Genomic DNA, 16,540 nt, shown 5'->3' with positions numbered 1-16,540 from the left:
ATATTAAAAACGGATAAGTGCAGACCCCCAAGTAAAACCGCCACCAAACGCTTCTAGTAAGATTAACTGACCACGTTGAATGCGATTATCTCTTACAGCTTCATCTAATGCTGTTGGGACTGATGCTGCTGACGTATTGCCGTGGCGATCTAATGTCACCACTACTTTATCCATTGTCATATCCAGCTTTTTCGCTGTCGCTGAAATAATTCTTAAATTTGCCTGATGAGGCACAAGCCAGTCCAGTTCAGATTTATCAATTTTGTTAGCTTCAAGTGTCTCATCCACAATGTGGGCAAGCTCACGAACTGCGACTTTAAAAACTTCATTTCCTGCCATAGTCACGTAAGCAGGTAAATCGTCATTTTCTCTACTCTGATAAGGTAGTGCTAATAGATCACCAAAACGGCCATCAGAATGTAAATGAGTAGAGATAATGCCTTCTTCTTCTTCTGATGCGCCAACAACCACAGCACCTGCCGCATCACCAAATAGGATAATCGTGCCGCGATCTTCTGGATCTAAAGCGTGAGATAATCTGTCAGCACCAATAACCAGTGCTTTTTTAACAGAGCCAGCTTTAATAAATTGATCCGCAATACTTAATGCATAAACAAAACCTGAACATGCAGCCGCAACATCAAAAGCAATACAATCACTAATACCTAATGCATTTTGAATTTGGCAAGCCGCACTTGGAAATGCATGAGAGCCAGATGTAGTTGCAACAATAATCAATCCAATGTCTTGCTTATCAATACCTGACATTTCTAATGCTTTTTCGCCAGCACCCGCTCCCATCACGGCAACAGTTTCTTCTTCTGCTGCAATTCGACGTTCATGGATACCCGTTCTGGTAACAATCCACTCGTCAGATGTTTCAACCATTTTTTCTAAATCGGCATTAGTTCGCACTTGTACAGGCAAGTAACTACCAGTACCTAAGATTTTTGTATACATTCTATCAATCGCTCTTGGGTAATACTGTTGTCAGTCGTGAAGCAATTCGCTCTGGAATTTTTCGCTCAACGGCATGAACAGCCTGTTCTATTGCTGCTGTAAACGCGCTTTCATTTGCGCCACCATGGCTTTTAATGACGATACCGCGTAATCCTAACAGAGAAGCACCGTTATACTGGTCGGGGTTCATATGTCCAAAACGCTTAATTAGCCGCTTTTGTAACCACTTCTTCAATATTTTCATCCACCACGACGTTTTTTTATTTTCGGTAGTAGAAGATTTAATCAATGAAAGGAAAACTCTGATAACCCCTTCCATCGTTTTAAGGGAGACATTACCTGCGAAGCCGTCACACACCAATACATCAGTTTTGCCTGTCAGTAATTCATTACCTTCAACATAACCAATATAATTAATATTCGGTGTCGATTTTAATACCGTAGCAGCTTCGCGGATATTATCTAATCCTTTGCTCTCTTCTTCACCAATATTTAAAAGCGCCACTTTCGGTGAATCAATCTCTGCTATCTCTTCGGCCATAACTGCGCCCATTACCGCAAACTGCACCAGCATTTTGCTATCACAGTTAACGTTAGCGCCTAAATCAAGAACAACCGTCTTGCCTTTTTTCTGATTAGGTAATATCGAAACCAGTGCGGGACGTTCAATTCCATCAATTGCATTAAGTCGAAGTTTTGCTAATCCCATTAACACGCCAGTATTCCCTGCACTTACACAAGCCTGTGCTTCCCCTGTTTTCACGAGATCAAGTGCCACTCGCATTGATGTCCCTTTACTTGCTCTAATAGCTTGTGAAGGTTTGGCATCATTGGCGACAATATGTTCTGCGGGTATAACTTGTAAACGGGAGATTAGCTCAGCATTTTGATTTGCAAGCAGAGGAGATATAGAGTCTGGTTGACCTACCAGCAATATTTTTAAATGAGGATTAGATGCCAGCGCCCGCAAACAAGCAGGCACTGTGATGCGAGGACCGAAGTCCCCGCCCATCGCATCTAACGCTATGGTTAGATTTGTCAAGGTATCAACGAGCTATAAAGCTAATTACTTGTTGATAACCTTGCGACCACGGTAGTAACCGTCAGCAGTTACATGGTGACGCAGGTGAGTTTCACCAGAAGTTTTGTCAACAGAAACTTGAGTTACTGTCAGCGCGTCATGAGAGCGACGCATACCGCGTTTAGAACGAGTTGGTTTGTTTTGTTGTACGGCCATTGACCTTACTCCTTAGTACTTTTCTTTAAACTGGCTAATACGGCAAATGGATTTGGCTTCTCTGATAATTCTTCAGGGAGTTCACCAAACACCATATCCGCGTCGGACACTTCACAGTGTTCAAAATCATGTACCGGAACCACCGGCAAGTTGAGGATTATTTCATCTTCAATCATTGCCAGCAAATCTATTTCACCAAATTCGTTTACATAAACTGGTTCATATTCTTCCGGTAATGTCTCGGCCCGTTCATCACTGACAACAGGGCTAAAACAATATGTTGCGTGAACATGATACGGAAAATGGCCACCACAACGTTGACATTCTAAAGTCACATCCACATCGGAATGCCCTTTAATCACGGCAAGACGTTGATGGTCAATATCAAATGATAAAGCCACGTCAATATTACTGTCCACACTGACCACCGATTCAGCTAAGCGGCTTACTTGCTCTGGAGAATAATGACCGTCATAGTCTAAATTCTTTTGAGCTGCTCGCAGCGCATCAATGGTCAGGGGTAATTTTACCTTTTGCATAAGGCGCGCATATTATCTTTGTAATGGAATATAGTCAAAGAAAAAGGCGGGTTATCTACACCTTTCCACCAAAATTCGCTTTATCAGCGGCGCATAGTTTAGAATGTCAGGCATCATTTTGCTACGGATTTTAAAAAAAATATGTTGCCACTCGTCCTTGCGTCTACTTCACCCTTTCGAGCTGAGTTGCTGAAAAAGCTTGGAATGCCCTTTATACAGGCATCTCCAGAGATTGACGAAACCCCGATGCCCACAGAGTACGCTCAAGATCTTGTCAGTCGCTTATCCTATGAAAAAGCCAGCGCTTTACAAGCAAAATTTCCACATCACCTTATAATTGGCTCTGATCAAGTTTGTGTACTGAATAAAAAGATCACGGGAAAACCCCATAATTTTGATAATGCCTTTGCACAATTAAAACAAGCTTCAGGACAATGTATCTCGTTTTACACCGGATTAACTGTATATAATAGCCTAACTTTAGAACACCAAACTCATTGTGAATTATTTCAAGTTTACTTTCGTCATTTAACTGATGAAGAAATTATCAGTTATTTAAATAAAGAAATGCCTTTCAATTGTGCTGGAAGTTTTAAATCTGAGGGACTAGGCATTACTCTATTTGATAAACTTGTCGGCGATGATCCAAATTCTTTAATTGGTTTACCACTTATCCGATTGAATAAAATGTTGCTCTCGCAAAGAATAAACCCATTATTTTTCTCTGATGATCACAAATGAATCTGGTCATCTTATTTTTTAATCTTATGTAGCGATAAAGCGTATTATGAATAAATTAGCATCAGTCTTAACAGCTTTAGTGATGGCAACAGCATTAGTGGGTTGTTCTGATGAAAAAGACACTGAAATTTCAACAACAAAAGCAACTAACACGACAAATACTATCCAAGACAGTGTGATTTCAGACAAAAAAGATGACAGCAAATCCTTATTTAAAAAGAATTTCGTCAGTAGCTGCATATTAGGTTCGGGCATTACTGATGATGCGCTAATTCCTCAAATTGCCGAAGTGTGTGAATGTACTTACGACGGCATTATTAAAAATTACGGAATTAACGAATTTATCCGTGTAGATATGGAAATGCGCAAAAACGGCTCAAAATCACTGCCTAAAGAGTGGGATATTGATAAAATTGTTGAGCAATGCATGACAAAAGTGGAAGGTTAATTCCATTTTCCACTCACTTTCTTTGTGGTTTAAGAAAAGCAATACGCCCAACAAACTGGGCGTATTGAGTATTCGGATTTTCTGTTGAAATAAAAATTTTCGACTTAAGATTTTTGACTACGTAATACTTGCAAACAATGGCGTAGCTGATTATCCATTGGCGCTTCAATTCGCATTTGTTCACCCGTTGAAGGATGAGTAAATGTCAAAGAACTGGCATGTAAAAATAGGCGATTAAGTTTTGTTCCTACCAATTGTGAATCAAAATCACGATCACCATAACGATCATCAAATGCAATAGGATGACCTGCATGTAATGTATGCACACGAATTTGGTGTGTTCTTCCTGTCACAGGGCTTGCTTTCACTAATGTGGCAAATTCAAAACGCTCTTCCACTTTAAAACGCGTTTCAGAAGGTTTTCCTTCATTGCTTACTTTAACGACTCGCTCACCACTTTGAAGAATATTTTTCAACAACGGTGCCTGAACAACTTTAGTGTGAGATTGCCATTGCCCACGCACTAAGGCTAAATAATCTTTCTGCATCTGTTTTAAGCGTAATTGCTCATGCAAAGCACGTAATGCTGAACGTTTTTTTGCAATTAGCAAAACACCCGATGTATCTCTATCAAGACGATGTACAAGCTCTAAAAAACGCGCTTCTGGGCGCAATGCACGTAAACCTTCAATCACACCAAAACTTAACCCACTTCCCCCATGTACAGCCGTACCAGAAGGTTTATTGATGAGCATTAAATGGTCGTCTTCATATAAAATACAATTTGACAATGCAGCGACTTTATCAAGCTTTGGTGATACCGCGACTTCTTCTTTTTCCGATACTCGCACAGGAGGTATACGGATGCTGTCACCCGTATTGAGTTTGTATTCAGGTTTAATTCGCCCTTTGTTAACTCGAACTTCCCCTTTACGGATAATTCGGTAAATCATACTTTTTGGTACACCTTTTAAGCGTGCCAGTAAAAAATTATCGATACGCTGGCCTGCTTCATCGCCATCAATGGTGACGAACTGAACTTGATTAAATGATTTCATAGTGGCGATTCTTTGGCTCTCTTAAAATAAAAATAACAAACAACTTTGTGGTGTACAAAATAACATCAAATCTGTCGTCTATTTTAACCCGAATAATGGGAAAAAGACGAAACATTAGCTAATCTCTCATATTTATACAGAAAAAGTCACCAAAGCAGAAAAGTCATCTTGCTATAACCCTAACACCAATGGAATAATGCAGACTCTCCTGATTATGTTTATCAGGTATATTTATGAAAATTTTGTTTGTTTGATTTTCAAAATGCAGCAATGGCGTAAGACATAGTCGAAAATCAAACAATTTAGTATGCCATAAATACATCGCTTATTGAGTTGAAACATCGTGTTCAATTAAAGAGTGCTGAATTTTTGAACTAAAAATCAGACTCACCGACATATTGCACCTCTATACAACCGACAACCGTGAGGTTGACGCATTTGTAAAAGACACGAGGTCATCGGTTATCAATAGTGTAATTACGTATGTTAGTGGCACATTATAAAACGTGAAAATAACGAGTAAGTCACAATATGAAAAGAATGTTAATTAACGCAACTCAGCAGGAAGAGTTGCGTGTTGCCCTTGTCGATGGGCAACGCTTGTACGATCTGGATATCGAAAGCCCCGGTCATGAACAGAAAAAAGCGAATATCTATAAAGGTAAAATCACTAGAATTGAACCCAGCTTAGAAGCCGCTTTTGTTGATTATGGTGCGGAACGCCACGGTTTCCTTCCTATCAAAGAAATAGCCCGCGAATACTTTCCTAGTAATTATCACTCCCATGGTCGTCCTAACATCAAAGATGTCTTAAAAGAAGGTCAGGAAGTTATTGTTCAAGTTGATAAAGAAGAGCGTGGTAATAAAGGTGCAGCATTAACCACTTTTATCAGCCTTGCAGGAAGTTATTTGGTATTAATGCCAAATAATCCTCGTGCGGGTGGTATTTCTCGCCGTATTGAAGGTGAAGACCGTACTGAACTCAAAGAAGCTTTATCAAGCCTTGAAATCCCAGATGGTATGGGTCTGATTGTACGTACAGCAGGTGTTGGTAAATCTGCCGAAGCACTACAACAAGACTTAAGCTATCGTTTAAGACACTGGGATGCTATTAAGAAAGCGGCTGAGAATCGCCCTGCGCCATTCTTAATTCATCAGGAAAGTAACGTAATTGTTCGCGCATTCCGCGACTACTTACGTCCTGATATTGGCGAAATTTTAATTGATAACGCAAAAGTCGTTGAAATGGCGCGTAGCCATATTGAAGCGATTGGTCGTGGTGATTTTGCTAGCAAAATTCGCCATTACACAGGTGCAGTACCTCTATTTAGCCATTACCAGATTGAATCACAGATTGAATCTGCTTTTCAGCGTGAAGTTCGCCTTCCTTCTGGTGGCGCTTTAGTTATTGATACAACTGAAGCATTAACAGCGATTGATATCAACTCCTCACGCTCAACCCGTGGCGGTGATATCGAAGAAACTGCGTTCAATACTAACTTAGAAGCGGCTGACGAAATCGCACGCCAATTACGTTTACGCGACTTAGGTGGTTTAATTGTTATCGACTTTATCGACATGACGCCTGTGCGCCATCAGCGTGAAGTTGAAAACAGAATGCGCGAAGCTGTTCGCCAAGATCGTGCTCGCATTCAAATTGGACGCATCTCTCGCTTTGGTTTATTAGAGATGTCTCGTCAACGTTTAAGCCCTTCATTAGGTGAATCTAGCCATCACGTTTGTCCGCGTTGCTTAGGCACCGGTACTATTCGTGATAACGAATCACTGTCACTTTCTGTGTTACGTCTTATCGAAGAAGAAGCACTTAAAGAAAATACACATGAAGTACATGCGATTGTACCTGTTCAAATCGCCTCTTATTTGCTTAACGAAAAACGTAAAGCAGTGACTGACATTGAATTACGTCAATCTAATGTCAAAGTGGTTATTGTTCCTAATGACCAAATGCAAACGCCTCATTTCTCTGTTATTCGTGTGCGTAAAGGCGAAGAAATTACCTCTCTGAGCTACAACTTAGCGCAATTCCATGAGAGCCAGTTAAATGAAGCTGAGGACGATGTTGTTACAGAGCGCAAAGCGCCTGAACAACCTGCTATTTCAGCCTTTGGATTGCAAGAAGAAGAGCCGATTGAAGCGACGAAAAGCAAAAAAGCACCTCAGCCTCAAGCTAAACCTGTTAAATCAGAACAAGCTCAAGGTACAGGTTTCTTTGCCTCTATCGCAAAATTCTTCTCTAACTTATTTAGTAGTGAACCAGAGCCTGTGGTAACACCAGAAAAACCACAGGAAAATAAGAAAGAAAATAACGACAATCGTCGTGATCGTCGTAATAACAATAATCGACGTAATAACAATAATCGCCGTGACCGTGATAACGATCGTAATCGTGATAACGCAAATAGCGAAGACAATCGCAAAAATCGCAATCAAAAACCACAAACAACGCCAACAACTGAAGTTAATAGTGAGCAAGAGATTGCAGAACGCGAAGCTCGTCGCCAACAGCGTCGTGAACAACGTGCGGAACAGCGTCGTCGTCAAGAAGAAAAACGTCAACAGCAACAAGAAGCGGCTAAAGCACAAGCGGCTCTTGCTGAAAATGATACCGTTGCAAAAGATAGTGCTGATGAGAAGAAAGAAGAACCTCGTCGCCCTGCTATGCAACGCCGTAATCGTCGTCAATTAGCACAATCTGTACGCGTAATTGACAATGATAATGCATTGGCTGTTGTACCCGTTGTGACTGAAAAAGCCGTTTCTGAGCCTCCTGTTGCAACAACACAAACTAAAGTTGCGCCAACAGAAAAATCAGCACCTAAAGCAGTCGCTGTTGCGAAAGTTGAAGCTAATGAAGCACAAGCTGTAAAAGCATTACCTGATGCAACTAAATCACAAGATGACAATAAAAACGAAGATAATAACGGGCAAGATAATGTTATGCCACGTCGTTCTCGCCGTTCACCTCGTCATTTACGTGTAAGTGGTCAACGTCGTCGTCGCTATCGTGATGAGCGTACCTTAACAGTATCACCAATGCCTCTGGCAATGGCGGTGGCTTCTCCTGAACTTGCTTCAGGTAAAGTTTTCATTCGCTATCCAATCACACCAATAAGTGATGCACCATTTATTGAGAATAATGCTGAAAACAACAATGACGTTTCTGTTGAAAACCACATTATTACTCATCAAGATCCACAAATGGTCGCTATCGCACCAGAGGTTTCAGAAGCCATTGTTGCTGATATTGCACAGGTAGGATCGACTGAATCAACTTATTCTGTCACGGTTAGTACTGAATCAACCACAGAGGCTGTTACTGAAATTATTGCAGTAGAGCCACAAGCTGTGCCTGTTGAAACTAACGACATTATTGAAAACAACGTTATCAGTGATGTCATTAATGAAGTGAACACAGAAGAGCATGTTACTCGTAAAGAGAACATTTCAGCGGTATTAAATACCACTGAAGCTTATATGCATGAAACTTCACAACAGGCTGAAACAAACATCGCGCCAGAAAAAGTTGCACAAGATACAGTTGCACCAGTAGAGAGTGAAATATCAACGCCTGAGCCTCAGCCTGTTGAAGCAGTAATAGTAGCTACTGAAGAAACTGTTGAACAACATAAAGAAGTTACTGCTGAAACCGTTGTTGAAACTGTTATTGAAGACCAGCCAGAAGAAAACGCAATCTCTGCGGTGGAAATTGATACGGTAACAGAAAGCAAACCAACTGAAGTCGTTATTCGTCAAGAGCCTGTTGCAGTTGCACGCCAACTACATGCAAGCTCACCAATGACAAAAGCGCCAGCCGCTGATGAAACACCTGTGGCAATTGAAATCAAAGCATGGGAAACACGTCCAGCTTTTGATAAGAAAGGCCGCACAGGTGCGGGTGGACATTGTTCTACTAATCACTCTTCTTCAGAAATGACTAAAGCTGAAAGTCAAAACTGATAATAAGGTGTTATTAAGAATATCTTGATAATACTTCTAAATTGAGAACCCACTTTTTAGTGGGTTCTTTTTTTGGGTAACTATTAGCAAATTAACTGAGTATTTATTAAGCCAACATAAAAAAGCCCCTGAATATTCAATTCAGAGGCCTTCGATTTCTTATTCTTAGTAAAACAATCAGTCTTTTAGATCAGGAAGATTTTTAATTTCACCCATCGCTTTTAACTGCTTAGATAATTCACGGCGCTCTTTAGACAGATCGGCATTTTTAATAATGTAATCGTCAACACGATCGTCATAGTCACTACGCATATTAGCAATAATACCCAATACATCTTCAATCGACATACCCGGTTTAATGTATTCACTTAAGTTGTCTAACAAAAGAACACGTTTTTGGTTATCACGGATCTTTTTCTCATTGTCAGTGATCTCACGACGGATTTTGTTTTTACGACGATACATACGCACAAACTCCAGTACGTTTTGGAAAGACGGCTTGTTTGCGTTATCCATTTCCTACACCTTTACAATTGATATTTAAGATAAATAGTTCTGTTTAAGATTATCGCTTAATCGTGTCAATAAACAAGCAAAGTTTACAAATTTAATTGATTTTGCTTAATTAACAATTAATTAGGATGATATGCATTAATAAATATAGTCAACATTCTTTAACTCGTAAATGTTCACTTAATTAATGATAAAAAAATGGCTACACATTTTTACTGGTAGCCCAAATCGATACTACAAAGGATAAATTAATCAGCGATTAAATAGTCTGTGTTTTGTTTTGATCTTCATGTTGTAAACCATCAAGTGGCAGTAATGCTTCCGCATCTGAACGTAAAAACATTGCTGAGAAAAGTGTTGTCCCTATCACAATACATCCCATCACCATATAGGTTGGTGCAAAACCATAATGATCATAACCATAACCCGCTAATGGAGATAATAATGTAGCAACAATAGAGCTAACACATTGAAAACCGACTAAATAGAGTGTTGAAGATAAACGTTTGTCAAAGTGTTGACTGTTATATTTAAAAATTGAAATTAATAAAATAGGTAACTCAACAGCATGTAATAATTTCATACAAGAGATCAAGACTGGCCCTTCGACTAGTCCTGAGCCAATAATACGTGCCGCCATAACACTGCTTGCCAGTAATAAGCCGTTTTTAGCACCTATTCTATTGACCAGAAAAGGCGCGACAAACATACCACCAGCTTCTAAGAATACCTGCAATGAATTCAGATATCCGTACATCTCATTACCCTGCTGTAAGGTTGCAAATTGCGATGAGAAAAAGACGGGAAACTGTTGGTCATAAACCCCATAAACACAGGTGCCAATAACAAACAAAATAAGCGCCCAAAAACGAGGCAGCGAAAGTAAATTCAGTGCGTCTTTTATGGTAATAGCCGATGTTTTACCATGCTCTAATTGATTAAATGCGTCTGATTTATCTGTTTTTAACAGTGTTAAAAGAATTAAGAACACAACACCAGAAACAGAAGCCATCACAAAATTATAATTAGGATCGATGTTTATATTGTGTCCTGCAATAAATGTTGCAGATGCCCAACCTAGCGATCCCCACATTCTCGCCCTACCGTATTCAAAACCACGAATACGACTAACACGCTCTGTATATGACTCTAATACGCCAATCCCCGCATTAAATGTCATACCTACATATAAACCTCCTAGAATGGAGCCAACAAAAATATTCCAGCGAAGTATTGATGCGAAACCTAGAAAAAATGGTCCAGAAAGAATAAGTAATACTGCAATCACTAATAATAAATTCTTTCTTAGTCCTAATTTATCTTGAATAAAGCCATATAGAGGTTGAGCACATAACGCAATCAGAGAAATTGCAGAGAATATCAATCCAGTATCTGTCGCTTTTAATCCTACATACTGATTTAACCAAATAGAAACTAATGAAAAGGATGAAGACCAGGTAAAAAAGAAGAAAAACAACAGCGCACTTAAGATCGCATAGTATTTTTTTGAGTCTTTGTTCATTGGTTGAGCGCCTTATAAAGTCATTTCACCCTTAAATGTTAACGTTAACTTTTAAGTTCACAAACAATTATATCGCTTTAATGTGACATAAGGCACATAAGTTAACGTTAACAACTTGAGTTATGTGCTCTAGATCTACCTTTATCTTTATTGCCATTACTGACAGTAAAACGCACGAAAAGGCATCATATAATCCCTTTTCTTTAATCTCCTTTGTTAAAATAACAGTGTCCTCCATAATTCGCTTAAAACTATCTAAGACAATACTATGGATATACTTGGTTTTATTATTACGTTACTACCTATAATTATCTCACCGGGTGCAAGTTTTACAATTGCTTTAGATAACACCTTAACCTATGGCATAAAAGGGTTATTGATCACGATTATAGGTACCGCATTAGGCATTATTACTCACGGGCTTTTGGTCGGATTAGGAATAACAAAATTATTAGTTTCGTCCCCTTCTGCTTTTATGGTATTAACTATTCTTGGTAACTTGTATTTAATTTATCTTGGAATTTCTTTGATACGTTCTGGATTAAAAGCCTCTAAAAACACCACAATTATTCATCAAAAAGTCTCTATCAAAACAGCTTATATTGCTAATGTGCTTAATCCTAAAGCAATTATGTTATATCTTGTGGTTGTTTCTAGTTATGCTGGTGCGACGCCAACACTAGGTAATTATCTTGCTTTATCTTCTATTCATATTTTCATGATGAGTATCTGGCTAATTGCTTGCTGTGGCTTTATTTTATTGTCATCACAAAAGATCAATATTGTTATTATGAAAAAAGTAATCAATATTAGCGGTGGTACGCTCCTACTTATTCTCACAGCAACACCTTATATTAAACACTACATAAGCACGCTTTGATCTGACATTTCACGTTTACCGCATTATGGTTTACCATGGTCTTAATTAAACCCAATACAACTCATTGAGTAATGATTTAAAAAAAATCATCAATAAATTTACGGTAGGAAACCTTGTCTAATTCAGCTAAAACGCCCACATTTTACGTTCATGACTATGTGAATTTATTTTAATTAGCTGATATTTAATAATTTATTTATAGTGGTGATTTATTTGGTACTCAATTCTGTACTCACAGCAAGAATTGGAGATAATTTTGAATTAATAAAAAGAAAGGTGATACTTTTATACCACCTACTCATTTTTAATTCCACACCCTGCTACACTCTCCAAAAACTAACCGGATCCGTTATGAATCTCGCAAACTTATCTCAAGAAGAAAAAGACAAGATCAATGTCGACTTGGCTGCTTCAGGTGTCGCATATAAAGAACGTCTCAATATGCCAGTTGTTGCATCCGAAGTTGAACGACAACAACCAGCACATTTGCGCGAGTACTTTAATGAGCGATTAGCGTTTTATCGTGAGAGAAGTAAGAAATTGCCTGATGGGAATTCAGTGCAGTATTTGAGAGCTGAGTAAGCAATAAAAAACCCACCGAAGTGGGTTTGTAATTTAGAAGATTTTTTTCAAAATCATTTTCGCGCCGTTATTAGTCAAGTGACCACCCCGACTGAATATTGCACCGTCATTATTTATCGTCAAACACTGTCCATTTTCACAGAAAATATCAGACGTATAAACTTTATGTAACCTTTTATCATCAGGTAAAAATAAATCTAATTTATTTGCAAATTTAATAGTATCTGCGTAGGCATTCTTGTTCTGTGAATAAGCCTTCTTATATGAAGACATGTTTACTGATAGCTGTTCAAAAAGTTGCTTTCTTATATCAGATGCTGGATCTGGTAGTGGATAAATAACATAGACCTCATGCCCACTATTTAAAAGCATTTTTATATTTTCAGCATAACTCTTCCACGCGACATCATTATCAAGAACAGCATCTTCTGGCAGTTTACTGTTGGATACTCCGTTTACTGGTATTCTTTTCTTGGGATTCTCAAATTGCCAGTAGTTTGCAGTCACTATGATTTTCTTTTTATCATTCAATCCTGATAAGAATTTAATTCTTTCCTCATTGACAGTGGTGCATTCTGGAACTTTCCCGAACCATATATCTGGAGAAACAAACGGGCATTGTTCATACGTCAAACTAATTAGACCCTGCCCTTTTTCTGTTAGAATTTTATGAAGTTCAGGATCAAGTTGGCCAGCAAAACTATCACCTATATTTATCCATTCTTGATTGCCAAATTTACATGCTGTATCAACAGTTCGCTTGTTACATAGCTCTTGAGGATCTTTGGAAAAATAACCATGCCCTAAGTTCACTTCGTCTTTAAGTTTTGTAAATTCTAGGACACTAAATAAATCATTGACCTCTTTTTGCTTGCCCTCAAATCTACCAGAGAAGCCTTTTGTATTAATGGTGGCTATATAAAATGACACCAATGCCAATACAATCACTGCCAATATGGAAATTTTCTTATAACCTAAGTTTTTTACTCTGAATTTATTCTCAATTAAATAATATGATGCCACTGACAAGAAAAGAGATATTGATATTAACATCAATAGTTGAAGATTATTTATTTCATCATGCTTTAACAACCTGAAAAACACGAAAACAGGCTGATGCCATAAATAAAGTGAATAAGATATTAACCCAATAAAAACAACTGGTTTTGATGAAAAAATAGAGTTTGTAATATCACCCTTTGTTGTGAAAAGAATAAAAAGGCAGATACCAAAAACTGGAACAGCGGTTAAAAATGAAGGATGCGGATTGCTGTGGTCAAAGAAAATCATACCATGAATAACTAAAAATAACCCTATTATTGGCATTGACTTCACAAGCATGCTGCTTATTGTGCCATCCTTGATGTTATCTAAATTACGTCTATCAAAAAATGTCAGCAAACCGCCAGCAAATAGCTCCCATGCTCTTGACGGGAGAAGGTAGAATGCATCATCTGGTCTGACTTTTACTATTATATTTGCATATTGCATAGATATAATTAGCAAAATTAACATTATTCCAAACGTGTATTTCTTTAGAAATTTATTAATAAACAAAATCAATAAAGGAAAAACCATGTAGAACTGCCATTCTACTGCAAGACTCCATGTGTGTAGTAATGGTTTTCTGATGCTAGCCTCTGATACATAGCTATTTTCAGATAAGAAATAATAATTAGAACCAAAATATAATGCCGACTTCAGAGATTTCACGTAGGAAATGATAGAGTCTGGCTGCAATATAAAATAAGCAAATGCAGATGTAACGAGCAATACAGCCAGTAAAGCGGGGACAATTCGTTTAAATCGTCTCCAGTAAAAATCTAAAAGTGAGAACGATTCTTTTTGTAATTTATCTCTAATTATCCCTGTTATTAAATAACCGGAAAGAACAAAAAAAACATCAACTCCGAGATAACCACCTTTAAAGACAGTGTCCCCAAACATTTGAAAGTTAGCATGATATAAAATAACAGCAAAAACGGCTAACGCCCTAATGCCATCGAGTTCTTTTCTATAAGATAACATACAATAAATCCAAAAATTAACATTACGGTTGTTGTTACAACGATAAAAAATATTTGCGAATTATACATTAAGATATCTTATTTGCATTCATATTTAGCAGAGGAATAACTGCGAGCACAATGAGTTGCTCGCAGAAATTATTATACTTTTAGTATAGATATAGATGTTGATTGATTGACAGTAATTGGTGATGGCAAGGATGATGGCGCTCTAATACTAACAATATCACCTTTTTTGAGTTTCAGTATTTTTGAAAATAGGTATATGTTTTTTATTGGCAGTTGAGATACAACATCATCATTAATATACAGACCTAACACTAATTCCTGCTGGTGAGAGCAATCAACAAATATCTCTACCTTGTAGTCGCCATGATAAGGGATTGGCAGCCTATCAGATCCAGTTGATGTTATTAATTTTAATGTATCAAAATCTATTTTATCAAACCCTACCCTAGAACCGCCAACTGATAGTTGTGAGCTGGTTGTTTTTGATAACGATAATAATGATTTGAATTTACCCAATAAATTTACAGATGAGATCTCATCATAGGTAATAAAATCTGTTAGTTTTACAAATCCACCAACTGATACATTTGATTTATACGCTGATGAAATATTAACTGTCGCGCCATTTGAAACCTTCACCTTTAAATGACTACTTGCCCCCTGAGATATTAGCGTATTATTTAAATCCCAAATCGTACCGATTCCATCAATGAATGATTGATATACCTCAGCTGTACTTCTTCCACCAATGAACGCGCAGTTATTTGTTGTTATGCATGACCCACCCGTAAATCGAAGCACCCCAAATGCCGCGCTAGGAGCTGACTCGCAACCACATCCATTCATGTCCACCTGACAATTATCCAGATCATAAGCAAAGTGTTTTATTTCACTACCAACATAACCATCTGCCCATGCATCACATGCAACGTTGTTCCAAGAGGAGTATCCAAGACCGCCAAATGACCACCCAAACTCCGTTTTAAATGCATTACATCTATTTAGGTTAACAGAGGTTCCTCTTCTAATATCACCAAGCCCGTGCTTTACTGGAATGACACAGTTTTTAATATTTATACTATTTAAATTAACACTATAAATATCAGCGCATATTAACCATGAATATACTCCGCTGTTTGTTATGTTAGAAATTGAACTTAGACCGATCTCCGGCGCATAAAATGTGGACACTTTTTTAAATGCACCATCTTCACATTCAGTAGAAAAGTCGCTAAATTTTAGTCTCCAAGCAGCACCATTGTGACGCTCGAATCCAACATTTTGAGTTATACGCCTCGCAGTAATAACAAAAATAGCCTGAGCATTTAATGTGTCGTATTGATAACCTCTGTAAGTACCATTCAAGTCCATAATATGTTGAGGTTCTACGTTAGACAGTAAATTATCGACTACAAACACTGTTGCGCCGTCACCAGCACCAACGATATTCAGTCCGTCTTTTTCGTGAATGAAAACTCGTTTTGTTATTTTGAACCTGCCGGCTGGAAGTATAACCTTATTTCCATGCCCCACTCCGTCATCGGCATTTGCATTATCAATAGCTAGTTGAAGCGCGTCAGAGAATGATGATGAAAAATTCAGGTAATCTGTTACGTAAATCTCACCACTTCTATCTGATAATATCTTAACTGCTGGGCGTAATGTAGAATCACCAACACTTAACCACCTACCAACACCAATACCACCAGAACTATCAGGAGTTGAATCAATAGGAACTACTTTTGGCAACGCACCATCCCAACGGTAATACTCGCCTGTTACCTCATCGCGTAAAACTTGATTTGGCAGTGTTATTTCAGCCCCTTTCTGGAACGAGTCTAAGGTGATATATCCAAATTGAGATATTGCTTGTTGAGCAATCCAGCGCAACCCTTCGATTGTAAAATGCTCTTGCCCGAATCTATCGATATATTTGTTTTTCATTGAAGTAACGAACTCGTCAATTTTACCTGAGTTAAATTTCAGGTCTTTCGCCGCTTCGCTTGGAACTGGATTTTGTGTTGGAATTGTAGACATAATTTTCCC

At 38.1% G+C, this 16,540-nt stretch carries 14 protein-coding genes; 5 read left to right on the top strand and 9 right to left on the bottom strand.

Annotated features, from left to right (window positions below; genetic code table 11):
• Positions 1–3: 3 nt before the first annotated feature.
• From F1325_RS07590 to yceD, 4 genes are read right to left on the bottom strand one after another with little or no spacing between them, the layout of a single operon-like run.
• Positions 4–960, bottom strand: a complete 957-nt coding sequence (locus tag F1325_RS07590) for a beta-ketoacyl-ACP synthase III (RefSeq protein ID WP_160230258.1) — start codon at positions 958–960, stop codon at positions 4–6.
• Between the two features lie 4 nt (positions 961–964).
• A complete protein-coding gene (gene plsX, locus F1325_RS07585; protein ID WP_109372878.1) occupies positions 965–2,002 on the bottom strand; it encodes a phosphate acyltransferase PlsX in 1,038 nt (345 codons plus the stop codon).
• Positions 2,003–2,026: 24 nt separating this feature from the next.
• On the bottom strand, positions 2,027–2,197 hold the full coding sequence (rpmF, locus tag F1325_RS07580) for a 50S ribosomal protein L32 (protein WP_006537252.1): 171 nt from the start codon (positions 2,195–2,197) through the stop codon (positions 2,027–2,029).
• Positions 2,198–2,202: 5 nt separating this feature from the next.
• On the bottom strand, positions 2,203–2,736 hold the full coding sequence (gene yceD, locus F1325_RS07575) for a 23S rRNA accumulation protein YceD (protein ID WP_023582576.1): 534 nt from the start codon (positions 2,734–2,736) through the stop codon (positions 2,203–2,205).
• A 141-nt stretch (positions 2,737–2,877) separates the two neighbouring features.
• Between yceD and F1325_RS07570 the strand changes: the two genes are divergently transcribed.
• Together F1325_RS07570 and F1325_RS07565 are read left to right on the top strand one after the other, a co-directional pair.
• Positions 2,878–3,477 carry a Maf family protein gene (locus tag F1325_RS07570; protein WP_160230257.1) on the top strand — a complete coding sequence of 200 codons (600 nt, stop codon included), beginning with the start codon at positions 2,878–2,880 and terminating at the stop codon, positions 3,475–3,477.
• A gap of 46 nt (positions 3,478–3,523) precedes the next feature.
• Positions 3,524–3,925 (top strand): hypothetical protein, encoded by a 402-nt coding sequence (locus tag F1325_RS07565; protein ID WP_109372876.1) that lies wholly within the window; start codon positions 3,524–3,526, stop codon positions 3,923–3,925.
• Between the two features lie 104 nt (positions 3,926–4,029).
• Here F1325_RS07565 and rluC read toward each other — a convergent pair whose 3' ends face one another.
• Complete coding sequence (gene rluC / locus F1325_RS07560; protein ID WP_109372875.1) at positions 4,030–4,983, bottom strand: 23S rRNA pseudouridine(955/2504/2580) synthase RluC; 954 nt, start codon at positions 4,981–4,983, stop codon at positions 4,030–4,032.
• A 531-nt stretch (positions 4,984–5,514) separates the two neighbouring features.
• Here rluC and rne point away from each other — a divergent pair.
• Positions 5,515–8,961 carry a ribonuclease E gene (rne, locus tag F1325_RS07555; RefSeq protein ID WP_160230256.1) on the top strand — a complete coding sequence of 1,149 codons (3,447 nt, stop codon included), beginning with the start codon at positions 5,515–5,517 and terminating at the stop codon, positions 8,959–8,961.
• 177 nt (positions 8,962–9,138) lie between these two features.
• On the opposite strand, the gene tmaR is transcribed toward rne, so the two are convergent.
• Both tmaR and F1325_RS07545 read right to left on the bottom strand, forming a co-directional pair.
• A complete protein-coding gene (gene tmaR, locus F1325_RS07550; RefSeq protein WP_036937771.1) occupies positions 9,139–9,477 on the bottom strand; it encodes a PTS system regulator TmaR in 339 nt (112 codons plus the stop codon).
• Between the two features lie 256 nt (positions 9,478–9,733).
• Entirely contained in the window at positions 9,734–10,996 is a 1,263-nt protein-coding gene (locus tag F1325_RS07545; RefSeq protein ID WP_160230255.1) for an MFS transporter, read from the bottom strand.
• A 268-nt stretch (positions 10,997–11,264) separates the two neighbouring features.
• Here F1325_RS07545 and F1325_RS07540 point away from each other — a divergent pair, with 268 nt between their 5' ends.
• Entirely contained in the window at positions 11,265–11,876 is a 612-nt protein-coding gene (locus tag F1325_RS07540) for a LysE family translocator (protein ID WP_109372872.1), read from the top strand.
• Positions 11,877–12,227: 351 nt separating this feature from the next.
• Complete coding sequence (locus F1325_RS07535; protein WP_160230254.1) at positions 12,228–12,458, top strand: DNA polymerase III subunit theta; 231 nt, start codon at positions 12,228–12,230, stop codon at positions 12,456–12,458.
• A gap of 33 nt (positions 12,459–12,491) precedes the next feature.
• Here F1325_RS07535 and F1325_RS07530 read toward each other — a convergent pair whose 3' ends face one another.
• Both F1325_RS07530 and F1325_RS07525 read right to left on the bottom strand, forming a co-directional pair.
• Positions 12,492–14,486 carry an acyltransferase family protein gene (locus tag F1325_RS07530; RefSeq protein WP_160230253.1) on the bottom strand — a complete coding sequence of 665 codons (1,995 nt, stop codon included), beginning with the start codon at positions 14,484–14,486 and terminating at the stop codon, positions 12,492–12,494.
• 140 nt (positions 14,487–14,626) lie between these two features.
• A complete protein-coding gene (locus F1325_RS07525; protein ID WP_160230252.1) occupies positions 14,627–16,531 on the bottom strand; it encodes a hypothetical protein in 1,905 nt (634 codons plus the stop codon).
• Between the last annotated feature and the right edge of the window lie 9 nt (positions 16,532–16,540).

The organism is Proteus columbae (genome assembly GCF_009914335.1).
Classification (GTDB): Bacteria; Pseudomonadota; Gammaproteobacteria; order Enterobacterales; family Enterobacteriaceae; genus Proteus.
This window is presented reverse-complemented; position numbering and strand designations above follow the sequence as displayed.

What these genes read in the sequence shown, in the direction of transcription:
- F1325_RS07590 (WP_160230258.1), bottom strand. Translation starts at nt 960, where the DNA reads ATGTATACAAAAATCTTAGGTACTGGTAGTTACTTGCCTGTACAAGTG.
- tmaR (WP_036937771.1), bottom strand. Translation starts at nt 9,477, where the DNA reads ATGGATAACGCAAACAAGCCGTCTTTCCAAAACGTACTGGAGTTTGTG.
- yceD (WP_023582576.1), bottom strand. Translation starts at nt 2,736, where the DNA reads ATGCAAAAGGTAAAATTACCCCTGACCATTGATGCGCTGCGAGCAGCT.
- rpmF (WP_006537252.1), bottom strand. Translation starts at nt 2,197, where the DNA reads ATGGCCGTACAACAAAACAAACCAACTCGTTCTAAACGCGGTATGCGT.
- F1325_RS07540 (WP_109372872.1), top strand. Translation starts at nt 11,265, where the DNA reads ATGGATATACTTGGTTTTATTATTACGTTACTACCTATAATTATCTCA.
- F1325_RS07545 (WP_160230255.1), bottom strand. Translation starts at nt 10,996, where the DNA reads ATGAACAAAGACTCAAAAAAATACTATGCGATCTTAAGTGCGCTGTTG.
- F1325_RS07570 (WP_160230257.1), top strand. Translation starts at nt 2,878, where the DNA reads ATGTTGCCACTCGTCCTTGCGTCTACTTCACCCTTTCGAGCTGAGTTG.
- rluC (WP_109372875.1), bottom strand. Translation starts at nt 4,983, where the DNA reads ATGAAATCATTTAATCAAGTTCAGTTCGTCACCATTGATGGCGATGAA.
- rne (WP_160230256.1), top strand. Translation starts at nt 5,515, where the DNA reads ATGAAAAGAATGTTAATTAACGCAACTCAGCAGGAAGAGTTGCGTGTT.
- F1325_RS07525 (WP_160230252.1), bottom strand. Translation starts at nt 16,531, where the DNA reads ATGTCTACAATTCCAACACAAAATCCAGTTCCAAGCGAAGCGGCGAAA.
- F1325_RS07565 (WP_109372876.1), top strand. Translation starts at nt 3,524, where the DNA reads ATGAATAAATTAGCATCAGTCTTAACAGCTTTAGTGATGGCAACAGCA.
- F1325_RS07530 (WP_160230253.1), bottom strand. Translation starts at nt 14,486, where the DNA reads ATGTTATCTTATAGAAAAGAACTCGATGGCATTAGGGCGTTAGCCGTT.
- F1325_RS07535 (WP_160230254.1), top strand. Translation starts at nt 12,228, where the DNA reads ATGAATCTCGCAAACTTATCTCAAGAAGAAAAAGACAAGATCAATGTC.